Genomic DNA, 16,011 nt, shown 5'->3' on the forward strand with positions numbered 1-16,011 from the left:
AAAACTCAGATAGTTTATTGTGGTTAAGATGGACTTACACATGAAACTTTGTGGGGAGATTTGGACACCGTTACAGGTGTTATCAGCGGGAACACGATTGAAGCTGCACTGCCCGGCGATATCTACTCTGCCGGGGACTGAGTAGTTACACGCACAGCGGTTTTTGCCTGCCATCCGAAAGCCCACATGAGTGCAACCGCAGAATAAGCTCATTCTGCTCCGGACCTGCGAACTTGATTTTAGAAACTGCTGTTGAGGCAGGGCTGGCGGCCCTGCCGATCTGGCTTCGTAGGCCAAGGCGATTTTGCCAGGCCGCACGCCCCTAATCGTCACGGGGAGGGCATTGCCCTCCCCCTGCGGTTCTTTGTGTGGGACTTCCATAGAACCCGCCCCATGGGCGAACAGCGATTGGTCGTTTAGGGCGCGTAGGTCGAACTCATCTAAGATCCAAAGTACCTACGCTTTATCTGCCCCGGTAACCGCCTACTCCCCCAGGCTCAGCGCCACGAATCTGGGCTCTCCACCCCGGCGCACCAACAACAGGAGCGACTTGCGGCCAGCTTCGCGCGCCTCATCCATCCGCGATTCAAGATCGGCAATCGAGGTCACTTTTTGCTGCCCGGCCTCAGTAATCAGATCGCCCGGGCGCAGCCCCTTCTCGAACGCTTCCGACCCTTCATCCACATTCGTTACCAGCAGCCCTTCTGCCTCGGCGCCCAGACCCAGCTCCTCTCGCTGGCTGTCACCCAGCGGGGCGATGGTCAGTCCCAGGATGTCCTTGTCTTCTTCAACAGGTGCCTCAGCCTCTGGTTCTCCACCTTCCTCGGCGCGTTCGGCGTCTTCCCGACGGCCCAGCGTGACAAGCACCGTCTGTGTACCACCATCGCGGTGGACCACTACGCGGACGGATTTACCCACCGTGGTTTCGCCCACCTGACGAACCAGACCGCGCGTATCTTCGACCTCGACCCCGTCGAAGCTGATGATCACGTCGCCAGCCAGCAGGCCCGCCTCTTTTGCAGGGCCCTCTGGCACGTCGCTGATCAGCGCGCCACCGGGTTTATCAAGGCCCATCGCCTCGGCCATGTCCTCGGTCACATCCTGAATGCGCACACCCAGCCAGCCGCGGCGGGTCTCACCGAATTCACGCAATTGGTCCACGACCTTGATCACCACATTCGACGCCATCGAGAACCCGATGCCGATCGAGCCGCCGTTGGGCGACAGGATCGCGGTATTCACGCCAATCACTTCGCCATCCATATTGAACAGAGGCCCACCCGAGTTGCCCCGGTTGATCGCAGCGTCCGTCTGGATGTAGTCATCATAAGAACCGCTCAGCGCCCGATTGCGGGCCGAGACGATGCCTGCTGAAACCGAAAATCCCTGCCCCAGCGGGTTGCCCATTGCGATCACCCAATCGCCGACGCGCATCGTATCGCTGTTGCCGAACTGAACATATTGCAGCGGCCCCTCGGCTTCGACCTTGAGCAGCGCGATGTCCGTCTTGTCATCCGTGCCAATCACCTTGGCCACCAGTTCCTTGACCGGCTGCCCGTCACCTGGGAAGAACTCGATAAGTATCTCGTCCGCTTCGGCGATGACGTGATTGTTGGTCACGATAAAGCCGTCTTCGGAGATCACGAACCCGGACCCTAGCGCATTGCTGCGGCGCGGGCGGTTTTCTCCGTCCCCGCCGTTGCGGTCCTGAAACTCGCGGAAGAAATCTTCGAAGGGCGAGCCCTCAGGCACGATCCCTTGCGGGCCGGTCTGACCTTCGATCAGGGTCGATGTGGTGATATTCACCACCGCAGGGCTGATCTTTTGCGCCAAAGGTGCAAGGCTATCGCGCGCCTGCGCCGACAGGCTTTGCGCCAGAACCAGCACCATCCCCATAAAGGCCAGCCACATCAGCCGCACCATGACACCAACTTCGTCCCGCCGGACGGATACACTGCGCGCTTTCGCCTGCACTTGGGGTTCTCCTTGTCGATCGTTTTGTCACGGGGTCCGGCTTCGGCCCCCTCTCTTGAGAAACAATGTAGTCAGTTTGGTCTTGCCCGCAACTCGGGATCGCGGGGAATTCACCGGCAAGTGAGAACCTTGTATCAAAAGCCGACCTGATATGCGCCCCACAGCAGGATGAAACCGCTGACGACACAGAGCAACCCCATCAGCCGGCGCGCCTGTTCGGGCAGCGCGCGCAGCGCCTCGAGCATGCGTTCAATAAGCGAAGGGGCCAGCGCATAGGCCAGCCCCTCGACAATCAGCACCAGCCCGAAGGCCAGAAGGATCATACCCATTATTGGGACGCCTGCCCTGTGGGCGATTTCAGGTAGTTGAAGAACTCAGAATCCGGGCTGAGAACCATCGAGCTGTTGCCGCCACCCAGCGCACGTTCATACGCGGACAAAGAGCGGTAGAACTCGAAGAACTCGGGGTCCTTGCCAAAGGCTTCGGCGAAGATTGCGTTGCGCTCGGCATCGGCCTCACCGCGAATGATCTCAGCCTCACGGTTGGCGTCGGATACCAGTTCCACCACGGTCCGGTCGGCCTGCGCGCGCACACGCTGCGCAGCTTCGTTACCACGGGCGCGCTCGTCGGTCGCTTCACGTTCACGTTCCGCCTTCATCCGGTCAAAGGTGGCTTCGAGGTTGGCCTGTGGCAGGTCGGTCGCCTTCAGACGCACGTCGATCACGTTGACGCCCAGCGCCCGTGCTTCGGCAATCGCGCTGTTCCGAATGCGCAGCATCAGCGCGGCACGGTCGGAACTCAGAATGTCACGCGATGACACCGAACCCAGAACCTCACGCGTTTCGGCGCGTAGGATGCGGTCCAGACGATCCTCGGCCACCGGGATACCACCGACACCAACGGCCTGACGGAACTGCTCCAGATCGGAAATCCGATAGCGCGCAAAGGCATCGACCACCAGACGGCGATCATCCAGGGGCGTGACTTCCAGCGGTTGCACGTCGATAGACAGGATGCGGTCGTCATAGCGGACAACTTCCTGAATCAACGGTATTTTGAACGCCAGACCGGGATCTTCTTTAACGGCCACGACGCGGCCAAATTGCAGAACCAGTGCCCGCTCGCGTTCATCCACGATGAAGATTGAGGACAAAACACCGACGATCGCAATCACGATGACCGGCAGAATAAATGTTGCTTTACGCATCAGTTGCCCTCCGCAGATTGGTTGCGACGCAGTTCGTTGAGCGGCAGATAAGGCACGACGCCCTGCCCCGATCCGGTCGAGTTTTCATCCAGAATGATCTTGTCCACGTCACCCAGAACCTGCTCCATCCGTTCCAGATACAGACGTTTGCGGGTCACATCCGGCGCTTTGGAGTATTCTTCCAAAACCGCGCTGAAACGGCTCGCCTCACCCTGGGCGCTGTTGATTTGCTGAGCGCGATAGGCTTCGGCCTCTTCCAGAACCTGCGCAGCTTCACCGCGCGCTTCGGCCAACACACGGTTGGCATAGGCGTCGGCGACGTTCTGCAGACGGTCACGCTCTTGCGCGGCTGCCTGAACGTCGCGGAAAGCGGCGATTACATCCTGCGGCGGATCCGCCTTGTCAAAGTTCACACGCACAATGTTTACACCCGAGTCGTAGCTGTCCATCGTCGCCTGGATCAATTCCTGAAGACGTTCTGCGATGATCCCACGATCGCGGTTCAGGATCGGAGCAAGTTCGCTTTGCGCAATGATCTCGCGCATCGCTGATTCCGACACGGCGCGGATCGTCTGGCTGGGATCGCGCAGGTTGAACAGATACTTGGCCGGGTCATTGATGTTCCAGACAACCTGATAGTCGATATCGACCACATTTTCGTCGCCCGTCAGCATCAGACCATCATCGCTGCTGCGTGAACCGCCCATGTCCTCGTTGCGTTCGCTGGTGACCGCGACGACTTCGGCCGTCACGAACGGCCACGGGGCAAAGTTCAGACCGGGATTACCCACGGCCGAGAATTCACCCAGAAACAGTTCAACCGACTGTTCTTCGGGCTTGACGGTGTAGAAGCTGGCCAGCCCCCAAAGGACAGCTGCTGCAGCTAAACCAATCGCAACGGTCCCCTTGGTGAACGCCGGACCACCGCCGCCGCCTGAACCGTTGGTGCCACGGCCACCACCGCCGCGGCCGCCCATCAGGACGCGCAGCTGTTCCTGGCCTTTTTTCATCAGCTCGTCGATCTCGGGGATCTGCGGACCATCGTCTTGGGGCGGCTTGCGTCCGTCGCCGTTGTTGCCCCGATTTCCTCCGCCACCGGATGAGCCTCCGCCCCCCCAGGGGCCACCGCTGTTGCCCGCCATATGTGTCTTTTCCCTTGTTTAGACCGATTGGACCGTGTGATCACGGGTTCCCTTGTAACTTGTGTGCGCGCGGTTGCAAATCAAGCCGTGCGCACAGGTTGCCGCATTGTCACCAATTCCTCGGCCATGACCGGGTGAACGGCGACCGTGCGGTCGAAATCTTCCTTGGTTGCGCCCATCTTTACCGCGATACCCGCCAGCTGGATCATCTCACCCGCGCCGGGTGCCACGATATGGCAGCCCAGCACCTTGCGCGTCGCCTGAGACACGATCAGCTTCATCAGAACACGCTGCGTGCCCCCGGCAAACGCCTTTTGCATCGGCTTGAACGATGTCGCATAGACCTCGATCGGTTCCTGTTCGGCAGCTTCTTCCTCGCTCAGGCCAATGGTGCCCATTTCGGGCTGTGTGAAGATTGCGGTCGGGATCAACTCGTGATCGACGGGGGTCGGGTTGCCCTTGAAGACGGTTTCGACAAAGGCCATGCCTTCGCGAATGGCCACCGGAGTCAGGTTCACCCGGTCCGTCACATCTCCGATAGCATAGATCGAGGGCACGCCCGTCTGGCTGTATTCATCCACGACGATCTCACCCTTGCGACCGCGCTCGACGCCCACTGCCTCAAGTCCCAGATTGTCGGCATTTGGCGTCCGCCCTGTGGCGTACATGACGACATCGAACAACTGTTCGGACCCGTTGGTGGCCTTGACCCAGATCTTGTCGTCCCGCTTTTGCATCTCAAGCACGTTGGTGCCCAGGTGCAGATCGATACCGTTCTGGCACATCTCTTCGCTGATCAGCCCGCGCGCCTCATCATCAAAGCCCCGCAGAATCTGCGCACCGCGATAGAACTGAGTCGTCTTGACCCCCAGCCCGTTCATAATCCCGGCAAATTCGCACGCGATGTATCCGCCGCCGACGATCAGGAGGCTTTCGGGCAGCTTCTCAAGATGGAAAATCTCGTTCGAGGTGATCGCCAACTCGGACCCGGGAAAATCTGGCACAACAGGGCGACCGCCGGTGGCGATCAGAATATGCTTGGCCGTCTTGCGCGTCCCATCAGCCAGCTCAACCGTATGCGGATCAACCACATGAGCGCGCTGATCAAAGCTCTCGACCCCGTTGTTTTTCAGGATGTTGCGGTAGATGCCCTCCAGCCGGTCCAGTTCCGTAACCAGTTTTCCGTGAAACGTGTTCCAGTTGAACTCACCGGGCCTGATATCCCAGCCATATTCCTGTCCATCGCCCACCATGCCCGAGAATTCGCTTGCGAATACCATCAGCTTTTTGGGCACGCAGCCGCGGATGACGCAGGTCCCGCCGTAACGATCCTCTTCCGCCAGAGCGACCTTGGCGCCGTTTTCGCCCGCCGCCACACGCGCCGCGCGCACCCCGCCCGAGCCGCCTCCGATGACGAAAAGATCATAGTCAAAGCTCATGGGTGCGTTCCTTCTGTATTCCGCTTGGCCAAAATGCACAGGTTATCTGGGCGTGAAATTCCAACTGCCAACCCCTAGGGCAGCCGAAACATTGGTTTTCTTTCAATAACTCACAAACCACACCGCCGGGCCCTAGTCCGCGATATCAGAAAACAGGTTGTCTCCGCTCTCTCCCAGAAGGTCGGTCTGCACCGTGCCGGCGTTGATATCGCGCAGCTCGACGCGGCCATCACCATACCCGACCACAACCTTGTCACAGATATCAATAAACAGCCCGTTTTCCACCACACCCGGAATCTGGTTCAGCACCAGCGCCAGCTGACGCACGTTGCCAATGCGTTTGAGATGCAGGTCCAGAATATGGTTCCCCTCATCTGTCACCTTCGGGGCCTCGCCATTCATGCGCAACGTGACCGAGGTGCCCAGAACGTCCATCGTATCCAACGCTTCCTCGATCAGAGTGCGCGTGGTCTGCCAACCAAAGGGAATCACCTCGACCGGCAAGGGAAACGCCCCCAGCGTTTCAACCTCTTTACCCGCATCCGCGATCACCACCATTTGATCACTGGCCGTGGCCACGATTTTCTCTTGCAACAGCGCCGCCCCACCGCCTTTGATCAGATTGAATTCGTCATCAAACTCGTCCGCGCCGTCGATGGTCAGGTCCAACCACCCGGCCTGATCCAGCGAGACAACCTCGATCCCGACCTCGCGCGCCAGTTGTGCGGTCGCTGTCGACGTTGGGACGCCTTTGATCTTCAGCCCTTCTTCGCGCACACGTTCCCCCAAACGCCGCACCAGCCACGCGGCGGTCGACCCCGTGCCAAGCCCCACACGCATTCCGTCTTCGACCAGATCCGCGGCCCGATAGGCCGCAACATATTTGGCTTTGTCGATCGGCGACAAATCTCTGCTCATGACAACATCCCCCGAGTAGTCTGGGGGGCCTTATACGGAATGCCCCTGCCAACTGCGAGAGGCAAATCGCACCGCACCGGCGCTAAGATGCCGCTGAAATACGCCTTTCTGATGGGAATGGTCGCAATCAGGGCTACCTCGTGCGGTCGCCGCACATAGATAGGGAGTATGGAAACGCGATACCGCCGGCACTATGCCCCTGACAACGCCTCGCTGGTGATCCGGCTGGCACTGGAAGAGATGCGCCTGCCTTATGACACCGTTCTGGTGGACCGCGCCCGGAACGAGCAGGACGGTGCTGCCTATCGCAGTCTCAACCCCAACGGGCTGATCCCGGTGCTTGAAACGCCGCAGGGCCCGATCTTCGAGACCGCCGCGATCCTGCTTTGGCTGAGCGACACGCACGGCCAGATGGCTCCTGCCCCCGACAGCCCCCAGCGCGCCGCGTTTCTGAAATGGCTCTTCTTCGCTTCGAACACGCTGCACGCCGATTTGCGCATCCTCTTCTATGCTGAAAAATACATCGACGCCGCCGAGGCCGAGACATTGCGGGCGGGCATCCGCCCCAGACTGCGCCAGCATCTGAAGCTGCTGGATGATCTGGCCCAAACCGGCCCCGACTGGTTCAGCAGCAAGCCTTCGGTCCTGAGTTACTACATCGCCTGCATGATGCGATGGATGGCACTTTATCCGGTGCAGTCCGACCGCAGCTGGTATCAGTTGAACACAACTCCGAACCTGCGGTACATTCTGGGGCAATTGGAACAGCGCCCGGCAACACGCGCTGCCTTGATCGCCGAAGGGCTCGGGGCTACGCCGTTCACTTCTCCTACCTACGCCAATCCTCCGGAAGGCTCAGCTATCTGATATGTTTCTCTCTGTCTTCGATATGTTCAAAGTGGGCATTGGCCCGTCCTCTTCACATACCATGGGGCCGATGGTGGCCGCCGCGCGATTTCTGGACATGATGCGCGCGTCACCGTTCGAATTCTCAGGCCTGCGCGGATCGCTGCACGGCTCGCTGGCGTTCACCGGCGTTGGCCATGCGACCGACCGCGCCACCATTCTGGGCCTCGCCGGATTTGTGCCCGACACCTATGACAACGACAAAGCCGAGGCGACGCTGGCCCAGATTCATGCGACCCAAACGGTGACACCTGAAGGACTACCGACGCTCAGCTTTGATCCAAAGGCCGATCTGATCTTTGACTTCGAACAATCACTGCCGGGCCATGCCAATGGCATGATCCTGATGGCTACGGACGCGCAGGGGGATGTGATCCTGCAGCAGGTCTTTTATTCCGTCGGCGGTGGCTTTGTCCTGACCGAAGAGGAACTGGCTGAAGGCAAGGCGACCGAAGAAGGTGCGCCCATCCCGTTTCCGTTCAAATCTGCAGATGAAATGCTGCGCATGGCCAAAAGCAGCGGCAAAACCATCGCCCAGATGAAGCGCGCAAATGAAATCGCGCGCGGGTGTCCGGAAAGCTTTGCCAAAGGCTCGGCCCGCCTCTGGCAGGTGATGAATGATTGCATCGAGCGTGGGTTGAACACGGATGGTATCCTGCCGGGTGGGCTGTATGTGCGCCGCCGCGCCAAGGGTATCCACGACGCGCTGCTGGCCGAGCGCGGCAAGAACCTGACCGCACCGCACACGATCAACGACTGGATGAGCGTCTATGCCATGGCAGTGAACGAGGAAAACGCCGCCGGTGGTCAGGTCGTCACCGCGCCAACCAACGGTGCGGCGGGTGTGCTGCCTGCGGTGCTGCGCTATTACCTCGACCATGTGCCGGGGGCCTCTGAAAACCATATCGAAGACTTCCTGCTGACCGCTGCGGCCATCGGCGGGCTGGTCAAGTATAATGCCTCGATCTCGGGCGCCGAAGCGGGCTGTCAGGCCGAGGTTGGCAGCGCATCTGCGATGGCGGCAGCGGGTTTGTGCGCGGTGATGGGCGGCACCCCTGAACAGGTGGAAAACGCCGCTGAAATCGCATTGGAGCACCATCTCGGCATGACCTGCGATCCCGTGGCGGGGCTGGTTCAGGTCCCTTGCATCGAACGCAACGGACTGGGCGCGATCAAGGCGGTTTCGGCCGCTTCGCTGGCGCTGCGGGGGGATGGTCATCACTTTGTGCCGCTGGATTCAGTGATCGAAACCATGCGACAGACCGGCCATGATATGCATGAACGGTACAAGGAAACCTCATTGGGCGGGCTGGCCGTGAATGTGCCAAACTGCTGACAGCATCGCGGAGGACAGACATGCGCGGACATTGCCTGTGCGGCAGGATCAGCTTTGAGATCGATCCCCCGGTGCTGTCTTGTGTCTCCTGTCATTGCGACAGCTGCCGCCGCCAGTGTGCGGCCCCGATGACCACCTATTTCGGCGTGCGCGACGGCCAGTGGCGCTGGACCGGTGCAGAACCCAAACGCTTCAACTCCTCTCCGGGGGTCGAGCGCAGTTTCTGCCCTCAATGCGGGACACCGATCTCGTTTCGGTCCGAGAAGATGTCAGATGTACTACACCTGTACGTCGCCACGCTCGAAAACCCCGAGGCGCTGCAGCCCACCCTGAATGTGGCGCATGAGGAAAAACTGAGCTGGCTGCGCCTGGATGACGGCCTGCCAGCCTGCATCGGCCCGGATTACACCAAGGTGCACCCCCTGCCCGAAGCCTGACCTTTCCAGCGGGACGCGAAACCGCTAGCGTCGCCGCCATGACTCAGGATCGCCCCGTATTCGGCATCGTACTGATGCTTGGCTTTTGTGTGCTTGCCCCTCTGGGGGACGCCATGGCCAAGGTGCTGGGTGAAACGACTCCCATCGCCCTGCTGGTTTGGGTTCGCTTTGCAGTACAGGTTGTAATCCTGACCCCGCTGATCGTCGCAACAGGTCGCCCTTGGCGGATGCGCGGGCGCGTGCTGCGTCTGACGATGATCCGCACACTGCTGCATATCGCGGGTATCTCGGCCATGTTCAGCGCGCTGCTGTACTTGCCGCTGGCCGATGCGGTCGCCATCGCCTTTGTGATGCCGTTCATCATGCTCCTGCTGGGTCGCTTCGTGCTGGGCGAGCATGTGGGGCCCAGACGGCTGATCGCGTGTATCGTCGGCTTCATCGGGACGTTGCTGGTCATCCAGCCCAGTTTCGCTCAGGTCGGCGCGCCTGCCCTGCTGCCGCTGATCGTGGCAGTGGTATTTGCGCTATTTATGTTGGTGACCCGGCAAATCGCCAAAGAGGTTGATCCAATCGCGCTTCAAGCTGTGTCCGGAGCGATGGCGACGGCATTCCTGCTGCCCCTCCTGCTGCTGGGGACATATGCCCAAGTCGATCAGCTTTCGTTCATTGCCCCTGATGGCCAGACTCTCTGGCTGCTCCTTGCGATCGGCGTTCTGGGCACGGTGGCGCATCTGCTGATGACATGGTCACTGCGCTATGCCCCTTCGGCTACGCTGGCGCCCATGCAATATCTGGAAATCCCCGTGGCCACGCTGATCGGATGGATCATCTTCCGCGACCTCCCCAATGGTCTTGCTGCCATCGGTATCCTGATCACCATCGCTGCGGGCCTTTATGTCATCCTGCACGAGCGGGCCAATGCCCGGTCTGGCCCGACAGAAACGCCTGCATAACCTGATCCAGCGCAGCACGCGGCACCATGACCAGCAACCCCGGCGCGTCCACCTCAAGCGTGATCTCTCCGAGCGCGCGGTTGGAAGTTCCAATCTGACCGTCCGGTTCGAACAGCAAAGCGTCGATCGGCCACTCCAATCCCTTGCTCCGCCCTTTTGTGCGCCGAAATGGAAACAATGACACCGTGTCCCCCGGCACCAGGTTCAGCGTGATCCGGGGCGGCGCAACAAACGCCAGTTCATGTGCGCCAAGCAAAATACAAACGCGCTCTGGCCTGCGTATGAGGCTGTTGAACACCGCCAACTGATGATCCACCCGCGCCCCCAGAAATCCGGCCGCCAGAAGCAGAGGGGCCTGAACATGCCGCAGCGCCTTATCAAAATCTGTGCTGTCCTGTTCTCGGATCGGAAACAACCGATCTTTGGGAATCTGGCCCTGATAAGCGGGGGACAACGAGTCGAAATCCCCAATCACGGCATCCGGAATACGACCCGAATCAATCAAAGCAACCGCTCCGCCATCCGCCGCAACAGCAGAATCGACGCGTTTCAGCACCAGATTCACGTCATCCGGGCCGATTTCTCCGCCTCCAAACAGCCCGATTGGCCCTCTGGACCGAACAATTGACTCATTTTTCGCAAGATTGACCATATTTCCCGGTTTTGGACATAATGAGACCACAAAATGATAGACTCATGGCTACAGTTTGAAGTCGATTGCCCAAATCCGTGTCGGGCAGTGTGACTGGGTAGTTTGTAGAGGACGTGCGTCTGATGGTACAGAACAACAAGGTTTTAACCGTTTCTTACGGAACCTTCTCGTGCACTTTGGAAGGCTTCGACGATTCATTCGAAACGATGAAAGCCATTGCCGAGTATTTCCGGGACCTTTCCGCGGATGACCGCTATTTCGGGTCCGAGCCCCCTCAGCCGGACGCCCAGATGCTGACGCGCATCGCCCAACGCGACGAAGCGCGCCGGGTTGAAGCCAGTCAGAATGATACCGGTTTGGTGCTACGCGCCACGGATACCGCCACCGACACCGGCACCGCACCCGCAGCACCGACCCCCGCTGCCCCTGCGCCGACGCCCCCTGCACCGACCCTGGAAACCCCCTCTGTCAGCACAAACGCCCCGTCGGCGCCTGCAAACCCCACCGATGAGCCCGCCGATAGCATTGCCGCCAAACTGCAGCGGATTCGTGCTGTCGTTTCGCACTCCGATGCCGCGCCGGGCGCTTATTCCGAGGACGAAGACACCAGCTATTTGCAGCCGGCCAAACCCAAGGTCGATGCCATCGCCGCCGCGTTCGAAGCCGGTGCGCTTGCTCCGACTGATCTGCAGGAGACCGTCGATGAGACGCCGGAAGCTGCGCCAATAGAAGAGACTCAGGCGCCTGAACCGCAGCAGGAAGAAATCGAAACACCCGCTGCGCAAGCCACCGACGCGACACCCGAGCCCGAAACAGACGACCAAGCCGATGCAACCGCGCTGGTTCTGCCCCAAGACATCGAGGACGCACCGCAACAGGATGAGGTCACCGACACTGACGTGCTGTTTTCGGACCTCGATGACAGCTCAGATCCCCAGGTCGAGGATGAGCCCAATATCCTCAACGAAGCCGAGGCGGACGAAGAGGATACGCTGGACGATCTCGCGCACGACGTGATTTCGGCCGAGGATGAAGCACTGTTGCTGGATGAAATCGCTTTGGTTGAATCCGAGCTGTCCGTTCAGGCACCTTCCCATCGGGCAGAGATTTCAGGTCTCGATCAGGACGTCTCGCGCCTGATGGACGAAGCGGATGCACAGCTTGATGATCCCGCAACCACCGATCAGCGCGAAGCCTATTCGCACCTGCGCACTGCGGTTGCCGCAACCGAGGCAGAGCGTGCCGAAGGCAAGGACGCGGCAGGCGAACGCGAGGATGACTATCGCGGCGATCTTGCTTCGGTCGTCAGCCCTCGCCGCCCCGAGGTTGAAGTCACCAGCAAACGCCCCTCGACCAACGAAGCCGCACCGCTGAAACTGGTCGCAGAGCAGCGTATCGATACCGAAACCGGCGACACCGGCCCGGTTATGCCGCGACGCGTGAGATCGACCGATGAAGACATTGCAGAGGAAGAAGGTGGTTTTGCCACCTTTGCACAAGAACAGGGCGCGCAGTCGCTGCCCGATCTGCTAGAGGCCGCCGCCTCTTACCTGTCCTTCATCGAAGGCCAGGAACAGTTTTCGCGCCCGCAGTTGATGAACAAGGTCCGCTCGCTGAAACAGGAGGCGTTCAATCGCGAAGAAAGCCTGCGTTCTTTCGGCCAGCTTCTGCGCGACGGTAAAATCGAAAAGGCGGGCGGAGGACGCTTCGCGGCCTCAACCCTGATCGGGTTCCGTCCCGATGATGACGAACGCGCCGCGGGCTAAACCCGGCGCACTGCAATACCCCCTCGAAACTAGACAGGGCCAGAGGTTACTCTGGCCCTTTCCTTGTGCGGTTCGCGCGCGCCACAGCGGCAAATCCGCTCATTTTCAGAGTTTGCCGCACCGTTATTATGCTGCATCGCAGAAATCTGCTAAGCTTTGGGCACCGACTAAGCTTAATCTCGTGTTTCTGAATGCCCATGTTTCCGACCTGAGGTATCTGTTATGTACGACCTTGCAATTCGACGGCTGCGCATCTTTGATAAACCCCTTGTAACCACACATTTTCAGAATCTTGCACCGGACGCCCTTCGCGCGCGGTTTGGCGCTGCCGTTCCCGACACGTTTCTGGATCGATACGTATCATCTCTGTTTGATGACGCATCATTGGTTTTCGGCGCGTTTCCTGACACGTGCCTGCGCGGTATGGCCGAGTTGCGGCCGCTGGGCGACAGCCACCCTCGCGCCGCCGAGGCAGCATTCACCGTCGAAGCACCCTGGCAGGATCGCGGTATCGGCGACGCGTTACTGTCGCGCGTGATCGCCGGGGCGCGCAACCGCCGGATACGTGAGGTGCATATGATCTGCCTTGCAACCAATCAAAGGATGCGCCACCTGGCCAGCAAGCACAGCGCCGACCTGAACCTGATGACCGGAGAAGTCGCAGCCAAGTTAACCCCGGCCTGGCCGACGCCGCAAAGTATGGCGCAAGAGATCGCCGGTGAATATCACGCCTTTGCCCGCGCGGTCTTTAGCTGGCCGGACTAGAACCCAAAGCCGATCGCGACGTAAGGCCCGGTAAGGATCAGATCGATCACTTCGCGCCCCTCGCGAAAGTTAACGTCCAGATGCCGGTATCCACCCGCAACACTTATTCCGTGTTTCCATTTCCAACTCGCCTGTGCCAGCGCTTCCCACTGGAACTCCGATCCATAGCCAAAGCCGCCAACATTGCCCATCGCGGTTAGGCTCCAACGTTCATTCAGCGCTCGACTATAGCGCGCTCCAATCACCGGATCTGTCCAGCTTTGATCGGTACTGAAAGTGCGATCAAGCACCGTGGTCGAGACATCAAGATCCCAGTGGCGCAACCCGCCCAGTGCCTCGATCCGCGACTGGTCATCCTCATGGATGGCATAGCTGACCCCTAATGAGAACATGATGCCATTGAGGTCCCAACTGGCCGCGTCGTCGAAGCGGCCAACCGTAACGTCGTCTCCAAGGTCCAGATAGTTGAACTCGCCGCCGATACCCCAGCGCCCATTTCGGGCTTCGCCTGCGATGAGGAACGCGCCATCGAGGATATCAAATATTGAGGTATCGCCATTGACGGGCGGGTTCGGCCCCACGTCCAAAGAGGTCTTGAACTCCGGCCCCCACACGTATGGTGCAACGACGTAGTTCCAATCGCTCGCCTGAGCGCCGCCAGACACGCAAGCCGCGATCAGAGCTGCAAACACCCGATTTTTCATGCCGAGCTGCCCCTTTAATTTATTCTTTCCTGATGTCGCGAGCTTGGCAGGCGAACGATGTGCGCGCAATGAGCGGAGGCAGTTTTAATCCTGATCCGGGTCTTCTTTGCCCACACCACGAAAGACAAACTTGAACGGCAGCGCCCAAACGATGCCCAACGCCACATAAACCAGAAACTCCAGCCAGATCGGTGGTCGATCCAGCCAGTTCACGATTGTTACGACCGCAACGATGTAAGCGGGCAGCCCGATCAGCAGCAGCACCAACGACCATCGCCGCCGCGCTTTGTAGCTGAGCAAGGGTTTATCCTTGTCGCTCATCAGTCTGCAAACGGGTCGGTCACCAGAATGGTGTCCTCCCGCTCCGGGCTGGTCGACAATAATGCAACGGGGCAGTCGATCAGTTCCTCGACCCGGCGCACATATTTGATCGCATTGGCGGGCAGATCGGCCCAGCTGCGCGCGCCTTCCGTGGATTCGCTCCACCCCGGCATTTCTTCATAGATCGGCGTACACCGCGCCTGCTGGTCGGCCGCGGTGGGCAGATAGTCCAGACGGGTTCCGTCCAGCTCATATCCTACACAGATTTTCAGCGTCTCGAATCCGTCCAGCACGTCCAACTTGGTCAGCGAAATGCCGTTCACACCGCTGGTCGCACAGGTCTGACGCACCAGACAGGCATCGAACCAGCCACAGCGCCGCTTGCGCCCGGTGGTGGTGCCGAACTCATGCCCTCGCTCACCCAGACGCTGCCCGTCGGCGTCATCCAACTCGGTCGGGAACGGCCCCTCTCCCACGCGGGTGGTATAGGCCTTGACGATCCCCAGCACGAAATCGATCGAGCCCGGCCCGATCCCCACCCCGGTCGAGGCCTGACCGGCAATCACGTTGGACGAGGTCACAAACGGATAGGTCCCGAAATCAATGTCCAGCAATGCGCCCTGCGCGCCCTCGAACAGAATACGTTTGCCGGCCTTGCGCTTTTCGTTCAGAACCTTCCAGACCGGAGCCGCAAACGGCAGAATCTCAGGCGCAATCTCTTTCAGCTGCGCGATCAACCCATCCCGGTCAATCGGCTCCAGCCCCAGCCCGCTGCGTAGCGCATTGTGATGCACCAAAGCCCGATCCACGCGCAACGCCAAAGTCGCGTCATCCGCCAGATCAGCCACCCGGATTACCCGGCGCCCCACCTTGTCCTCGTAGCACGGCCCGATCCCACGGCCAGTGGTGCCGATCTTTGCCACCGAGTTCTGACTCTCGCGCGCCCGGTCCAACTCACCATGGAACGGCAGGATCAACGGCGTGTTCTCGGCAATCATCAGCGTCGCAGGAGTAATATCCACACCCTGCGCCCGGATCGAGCCGATCTCCTTGATCAGATGCCACGGGTCCAGAACAACGCCATTGCCAATCACGCTCAACTTGCCGCCGCGCACAACGCCCGAAGGCAGCGCGTGCAGCTTGTAAACCTCGCCATCAATGACCAGCGTATGCCCGGCATTATGCCCACCCTGAAAACGCGCGATCACATCCGCCCGCTCGCTGAGCCAGTCGACGATCTTGCCTTTTCCCTCGTCACCCCATTGGGCGCCGACAACAACCACGTTGGCCATATCCGGTCCTTTTTACGCTGAGTCTTCAAACCCGGCTCGTATAACGGCGCGACCGCGGTAGGGAAACCGATAATTCGCCGCAGATCAGAACCGCGCGTGCCGCGCGGTGCCTCCGGCGGGGATCTTTATGGCCAGATGAAGAGCGGATCCCCTGCTTCATCTGGCCAAAAATATCCCGGGGGAGTCGCCCAAAGGGCGG

Annotated in this window: 16 protein-coding genes; 6 read left to right on the top strand and 10 right to left on the bottom strand. The window is 60.0% G+C overall.

Translation table 11 applies throughout. From position 1 onward, the window contains the following. Positions 1–483: 483 nt before the first annotated feature. The 6 genes from ACR0KM_RS11190 to rpiA form a co-directional block, all read right to left on the bottom strand. Complete coding sequence (locus ACR0KM_RS11190) at positions 484–1,923, bottom strand: Do family serine endopeptidase (RefSeq protein WP_480861537.1); 1,440 nt, start codon at positions 1,921–1,923, stop codon at positions 484–486. Positions 1,924–2,108: 185 nt separating this feature from the next. Next, positions 2,109–2,303: a DUF2065 domain-containing protein gene (locus ACR0KM_RS11195; RefSeq protein WP_480529449.1), complete on the bottom strand. Its 195-nt coding sequence runs from the start codon at positions 2,301–2,303 to the stop codon at positions 2,109–2,111. Continuing rightward, entirely contained in the window at positions 2,303–3,181 is an 879-nt protein-coding gene (gene hflC, locus ACR0KM_RS11200; protein ID WP_480821519.1) for a protease modulator HflC, read from the bottom strand. Before hflC ends, ACR0KM_RS11195 begins: the two co-directional genes overlap by 1 nt. Further along, the gene (gene hflK / locus ACR0KM_RS11205) at positions 3,181–4,323 is read right to left on the bottom strand and encodes an FtsH protease activity modulator HflK (protein ID WP_480821517.1); all 1,143 of its coding nucleotides are present in this window, start codon (positions 4,321–4,323) and stop codon (positions 3,181–3,183) included. Before hflK ends, hflC begins: the two co-directional genes overlap by 1 nt. Before the next feature lie 80 nt (positions 4,324–4,403). Then, positions 4,404–5,762 carry a glutathione-disulfide reductase gene (gene gor / locus ACR0KM_RS11210; protein WP_480861512.1) on the bottom strand — a complete coding sequence of 453 codons (1,359 nt, stop codon included), beginning with the start codon at positions 5,760–5,762 and terminating at the stop codon, positions 4,404–4,406. A gap of 132 nt (positions 5,763–5,894) precedes the next feature. Next, positions 5,895–6,680: a ribose-5-phosphate isomerase RpiA gene (gene rpiA / locus ACR0KM_RS11215; RefSeq protein WP_480821513.1), complete on the bottom strand. Its 786-nt coding sequence runs from the start codon at positions 6,678–6,680 to the stop codon at positions 5,895–5,897. Between the two features lie 168 nt (positions 6,681–6,848). Between rpiA and ACR0KM_RS11220 the strand changes: the two genes are divergently transcribed. Genes ACR0KM_RS11220 through ACR0KM_RS11235 form a run of 4 tightly spaced genes read left to right on the top strand, consistent with a single transcriptional unit; the run spans position 6,849 to position 10,312 of the window. Then, entirely contained in the window at positions 6,849–7,547 is a 699-nt protein-coding gene (locus ACR0KM_RS11220) for a glutathione S-transferase family protein (RefSeq protein ID WP_480861513.1), read from the top strand. 1 nt (position 7,548) lies between these two features. Next, entirely contained in the window at positions 7,549–8,922 is a 1,374-nt protein-coding gene (locus tag ACR0KM_RS11225; RefSeq protein WP_480821509.1) for an L-serine ammonia-lyase, read from the top strand. Between the two features lie 20 nt (positions 8,923–8,942). Further along, positions 8,943–9,359: a GFA family protein gene (locus ACR0KM_RS11230; RefSeq protein ID WP_480861514.1), complete on the top strand. Its 417-nt coding sequence runs from the start codon at positions 8,943–8,945 to the stop codon at positions 9,357–9,359. Between the two features lie 38 nt (positions 9,360–9,397). Beyond that, positions 9,398–10,312 (top strand): DMT family transporter, encoded by a 915-nt coding sequence (locus ACR0KM_RS11235; RefSeq protein ID WP_480861515.1) that lies wholly within the window; start codon positions 9,398–9,400, stop codon positions 10,310–10,312. Here ACR0KM_RS11235 and ACR0KM_RS11240 read toward each other — a convergent pair. Continuing rightward, entirely contained in the window at positions 10,257–10,964 is a 708-nt protein-coding gene (locus ACR0KM_RS11240; RefSeq protein WP_480861516.1) for a thiamine diphosphokinase, read from the bottom strand. The genes ACR0KM_RS11235 and ACR0KM_RS11240 overlap by 56 nt on opposite strands. Positions 10,965–11,086: 122 nt before the next feature. Between ACR0KM_RS11240 and ACR0KM_RS11245 the strand changes: the two genes are divergently transcribed. Beyond that, complete coding sequence (locus ACR0KM_RS11245; protein WP_480861517.1) at positions 11,087–12,730, top strand: hypothetical protein; 1,644 nt, start codon at positions 11,087–11,089, stop codon at positions 12,728–12,730. Positions 12,731–12,952: 222 nt separating this feature from the next. Beyond that, entirely contained in the window at positions 12,953–13,495 is a 543-nt protein-coding gene (locus ACR0KM_RS11250) for a GNAT family N-acetyltransferase (protein WP_480821499.1), read from the top strand. Here the strand turns inward: ACR0KM_RS11250 and ACR0KM_RS11255 are convergent. The 3 genes from ACR0KM_RS11255 to ACR0KM_RS11265 form a co-directional block, all read right to left on the bottom strand. After that, positions 13,492–14,199: a hypothetical protein gene (locus ACR0KM_RS11255; RefSeq protein ID WP_480861518.1), complete on the bottom strand. Its 708-nt coding sequence runs from the start codon at positions 14,197–14,199 to the stop codon at positions 13,492–13,494. The two genes, ACR0KM_RS11250 and ACR0KM_RS11255, sit on opposite strands and share 4 nt — an antisense overlap. Positions 14,200–14,283: 84 nt before the next feature. Continuing rightward, positions 14,284–14,520, bottom strand: a complete 237-nt coding sequence (locus tag ACR0KM_RS11260; RefSeq protein WP_480861519.1) for a DUF2842 domain-containing protein — start codon at positions 14,518–14,520, stop codon at positions 14,284–14,286. Beyond that, positions 14,520–15,812, bottom strand: coding sequence for an adenylosuccinate synthase (locus ACR0KM_RS11265; RefSeq protein ID WP_480861520.1), 1,293 nt, complete (start codon positions 15,810–15,812; stop codon positions 14,520–14,522). Before ACR0KM_RS11265 ends, ACR0KM_RS11260 begins: the two co-directional genes overlap by 1 nt. Positions 15,813–16,011: the final 199 nt, after the last annotated feature.

The sequence above is a fragment of the Ruegeria sp. G10 genome (assembly GCF_056533645.1).

Coding starts and splice junctions, on each gene's coding strand:
- ACR0KM_RS11225 (WP_480821509.1), top strand. CDS start 7,549: ATGTTTCTCTCTGTCTTCGATATGTTCAAAGTGGGCATTGGCCCGTCC.
- ACR0KM_RS11240 (WP_480861516.1), bottom strand. CDS start 10,964: ATGGTCAATCTTGCGAAAAATGAGTCAATTGTTCGGTCCAGAGGGCCA.
- ACR0KM_RS11260 (WP_480861519.1), bottom strand. CDS start 14,520: ATGAGCGACAAGGATAAACCCTTGCTCAGCTACAAAGCGCGGCGGCGA.
- ACR0KM_RS11220 (WP_480861513.1), top strand. CDS start 6,849: ATGGAAACGCGATACCGCCGGCACTATGCCCCTGACAACGCCTCGCTG.
- ACR0KM_RS11195 (WP_480529449.1), bottom strand. CDS start 2,303: ATGGGTATGATCCTTCTGGCCTTCGGGCTGGTGCTGATTGTCGAGGGG.
- ACR0KM_RS11235 (WP_480861515.1), top strand. CDS start 9,398: ATGACTCAGGATCGCCCCGTATTCGGCATCGTACTGATGCTTGGCTTT.
- hflC (WP_480821519.1), bottom strand. CDS start 3,181: ATGCGTAAAGCAACATTTATTCTGCCGGTCATCGTGATTGCGATCGTC.
- ACR0KM_RS11265 (WP_480861520.1), bottom strand. CDS start 15,812: ATGGCCAACGTGGTTGTTGTCGGCGCCCAATGGGGTGACGAGGGAAAA.
- hflK (WP_480821517.1), bottom strand. CDS start 4,323: ATGGCGGGCAACAGCGGTGGCCCCTGGGGGGGCGGAGGCTCATCCGGT.
- rpiA (WP_480821513.1), bottom strand. CDS start 6,680: ATGAGCAGAGATTTGTCGCCGATCGACAAAGCCAAATATGTTGCGGCC.
- ACR0KM_RS11245 (WP_480861517.1), top strand. CDS start 11,087: ATGGTACAGAACAACAAGGTTTTAACCGTTTCTTACGGAACCTTCTCG.
- gor (WP_480861512.1), bottom strand. CDS start 5,762: ATGAGCTTTGACTATGATCTTTTCGTCATCGGAGGCGGCTCGGGCGGG.
- ACR0KM_RS11190 (WP_480861537.1), bottom strand. CDS start 1,923: ATGGTGCGGCTGATGTGGCTGGCCTTTATGGGGATGGTGCTGGTTCTG.
- ACR0KM_RS11250 (WP_480821499.1), top strand. CDS start 12,953: ATGTACGACCTTGCAATTCGACGGCTGCGCATCTTTGATAAACCCCTT.
- ACR0KM_RS11255 (WP_480861518.1), bottom strand. CDS start 14,199: ATGAAAAATCGGGTGTTTGCAGCTCTGATCGCGGCTTGCGTGTCTGGC.
- ACR0KM_RS11230 (WP_480861514.1), top strand. CDS start 8,943: ATGCGCGGACATTGCCTGTGCGGCAGGATCAGCTTTGAGATCGATCCC.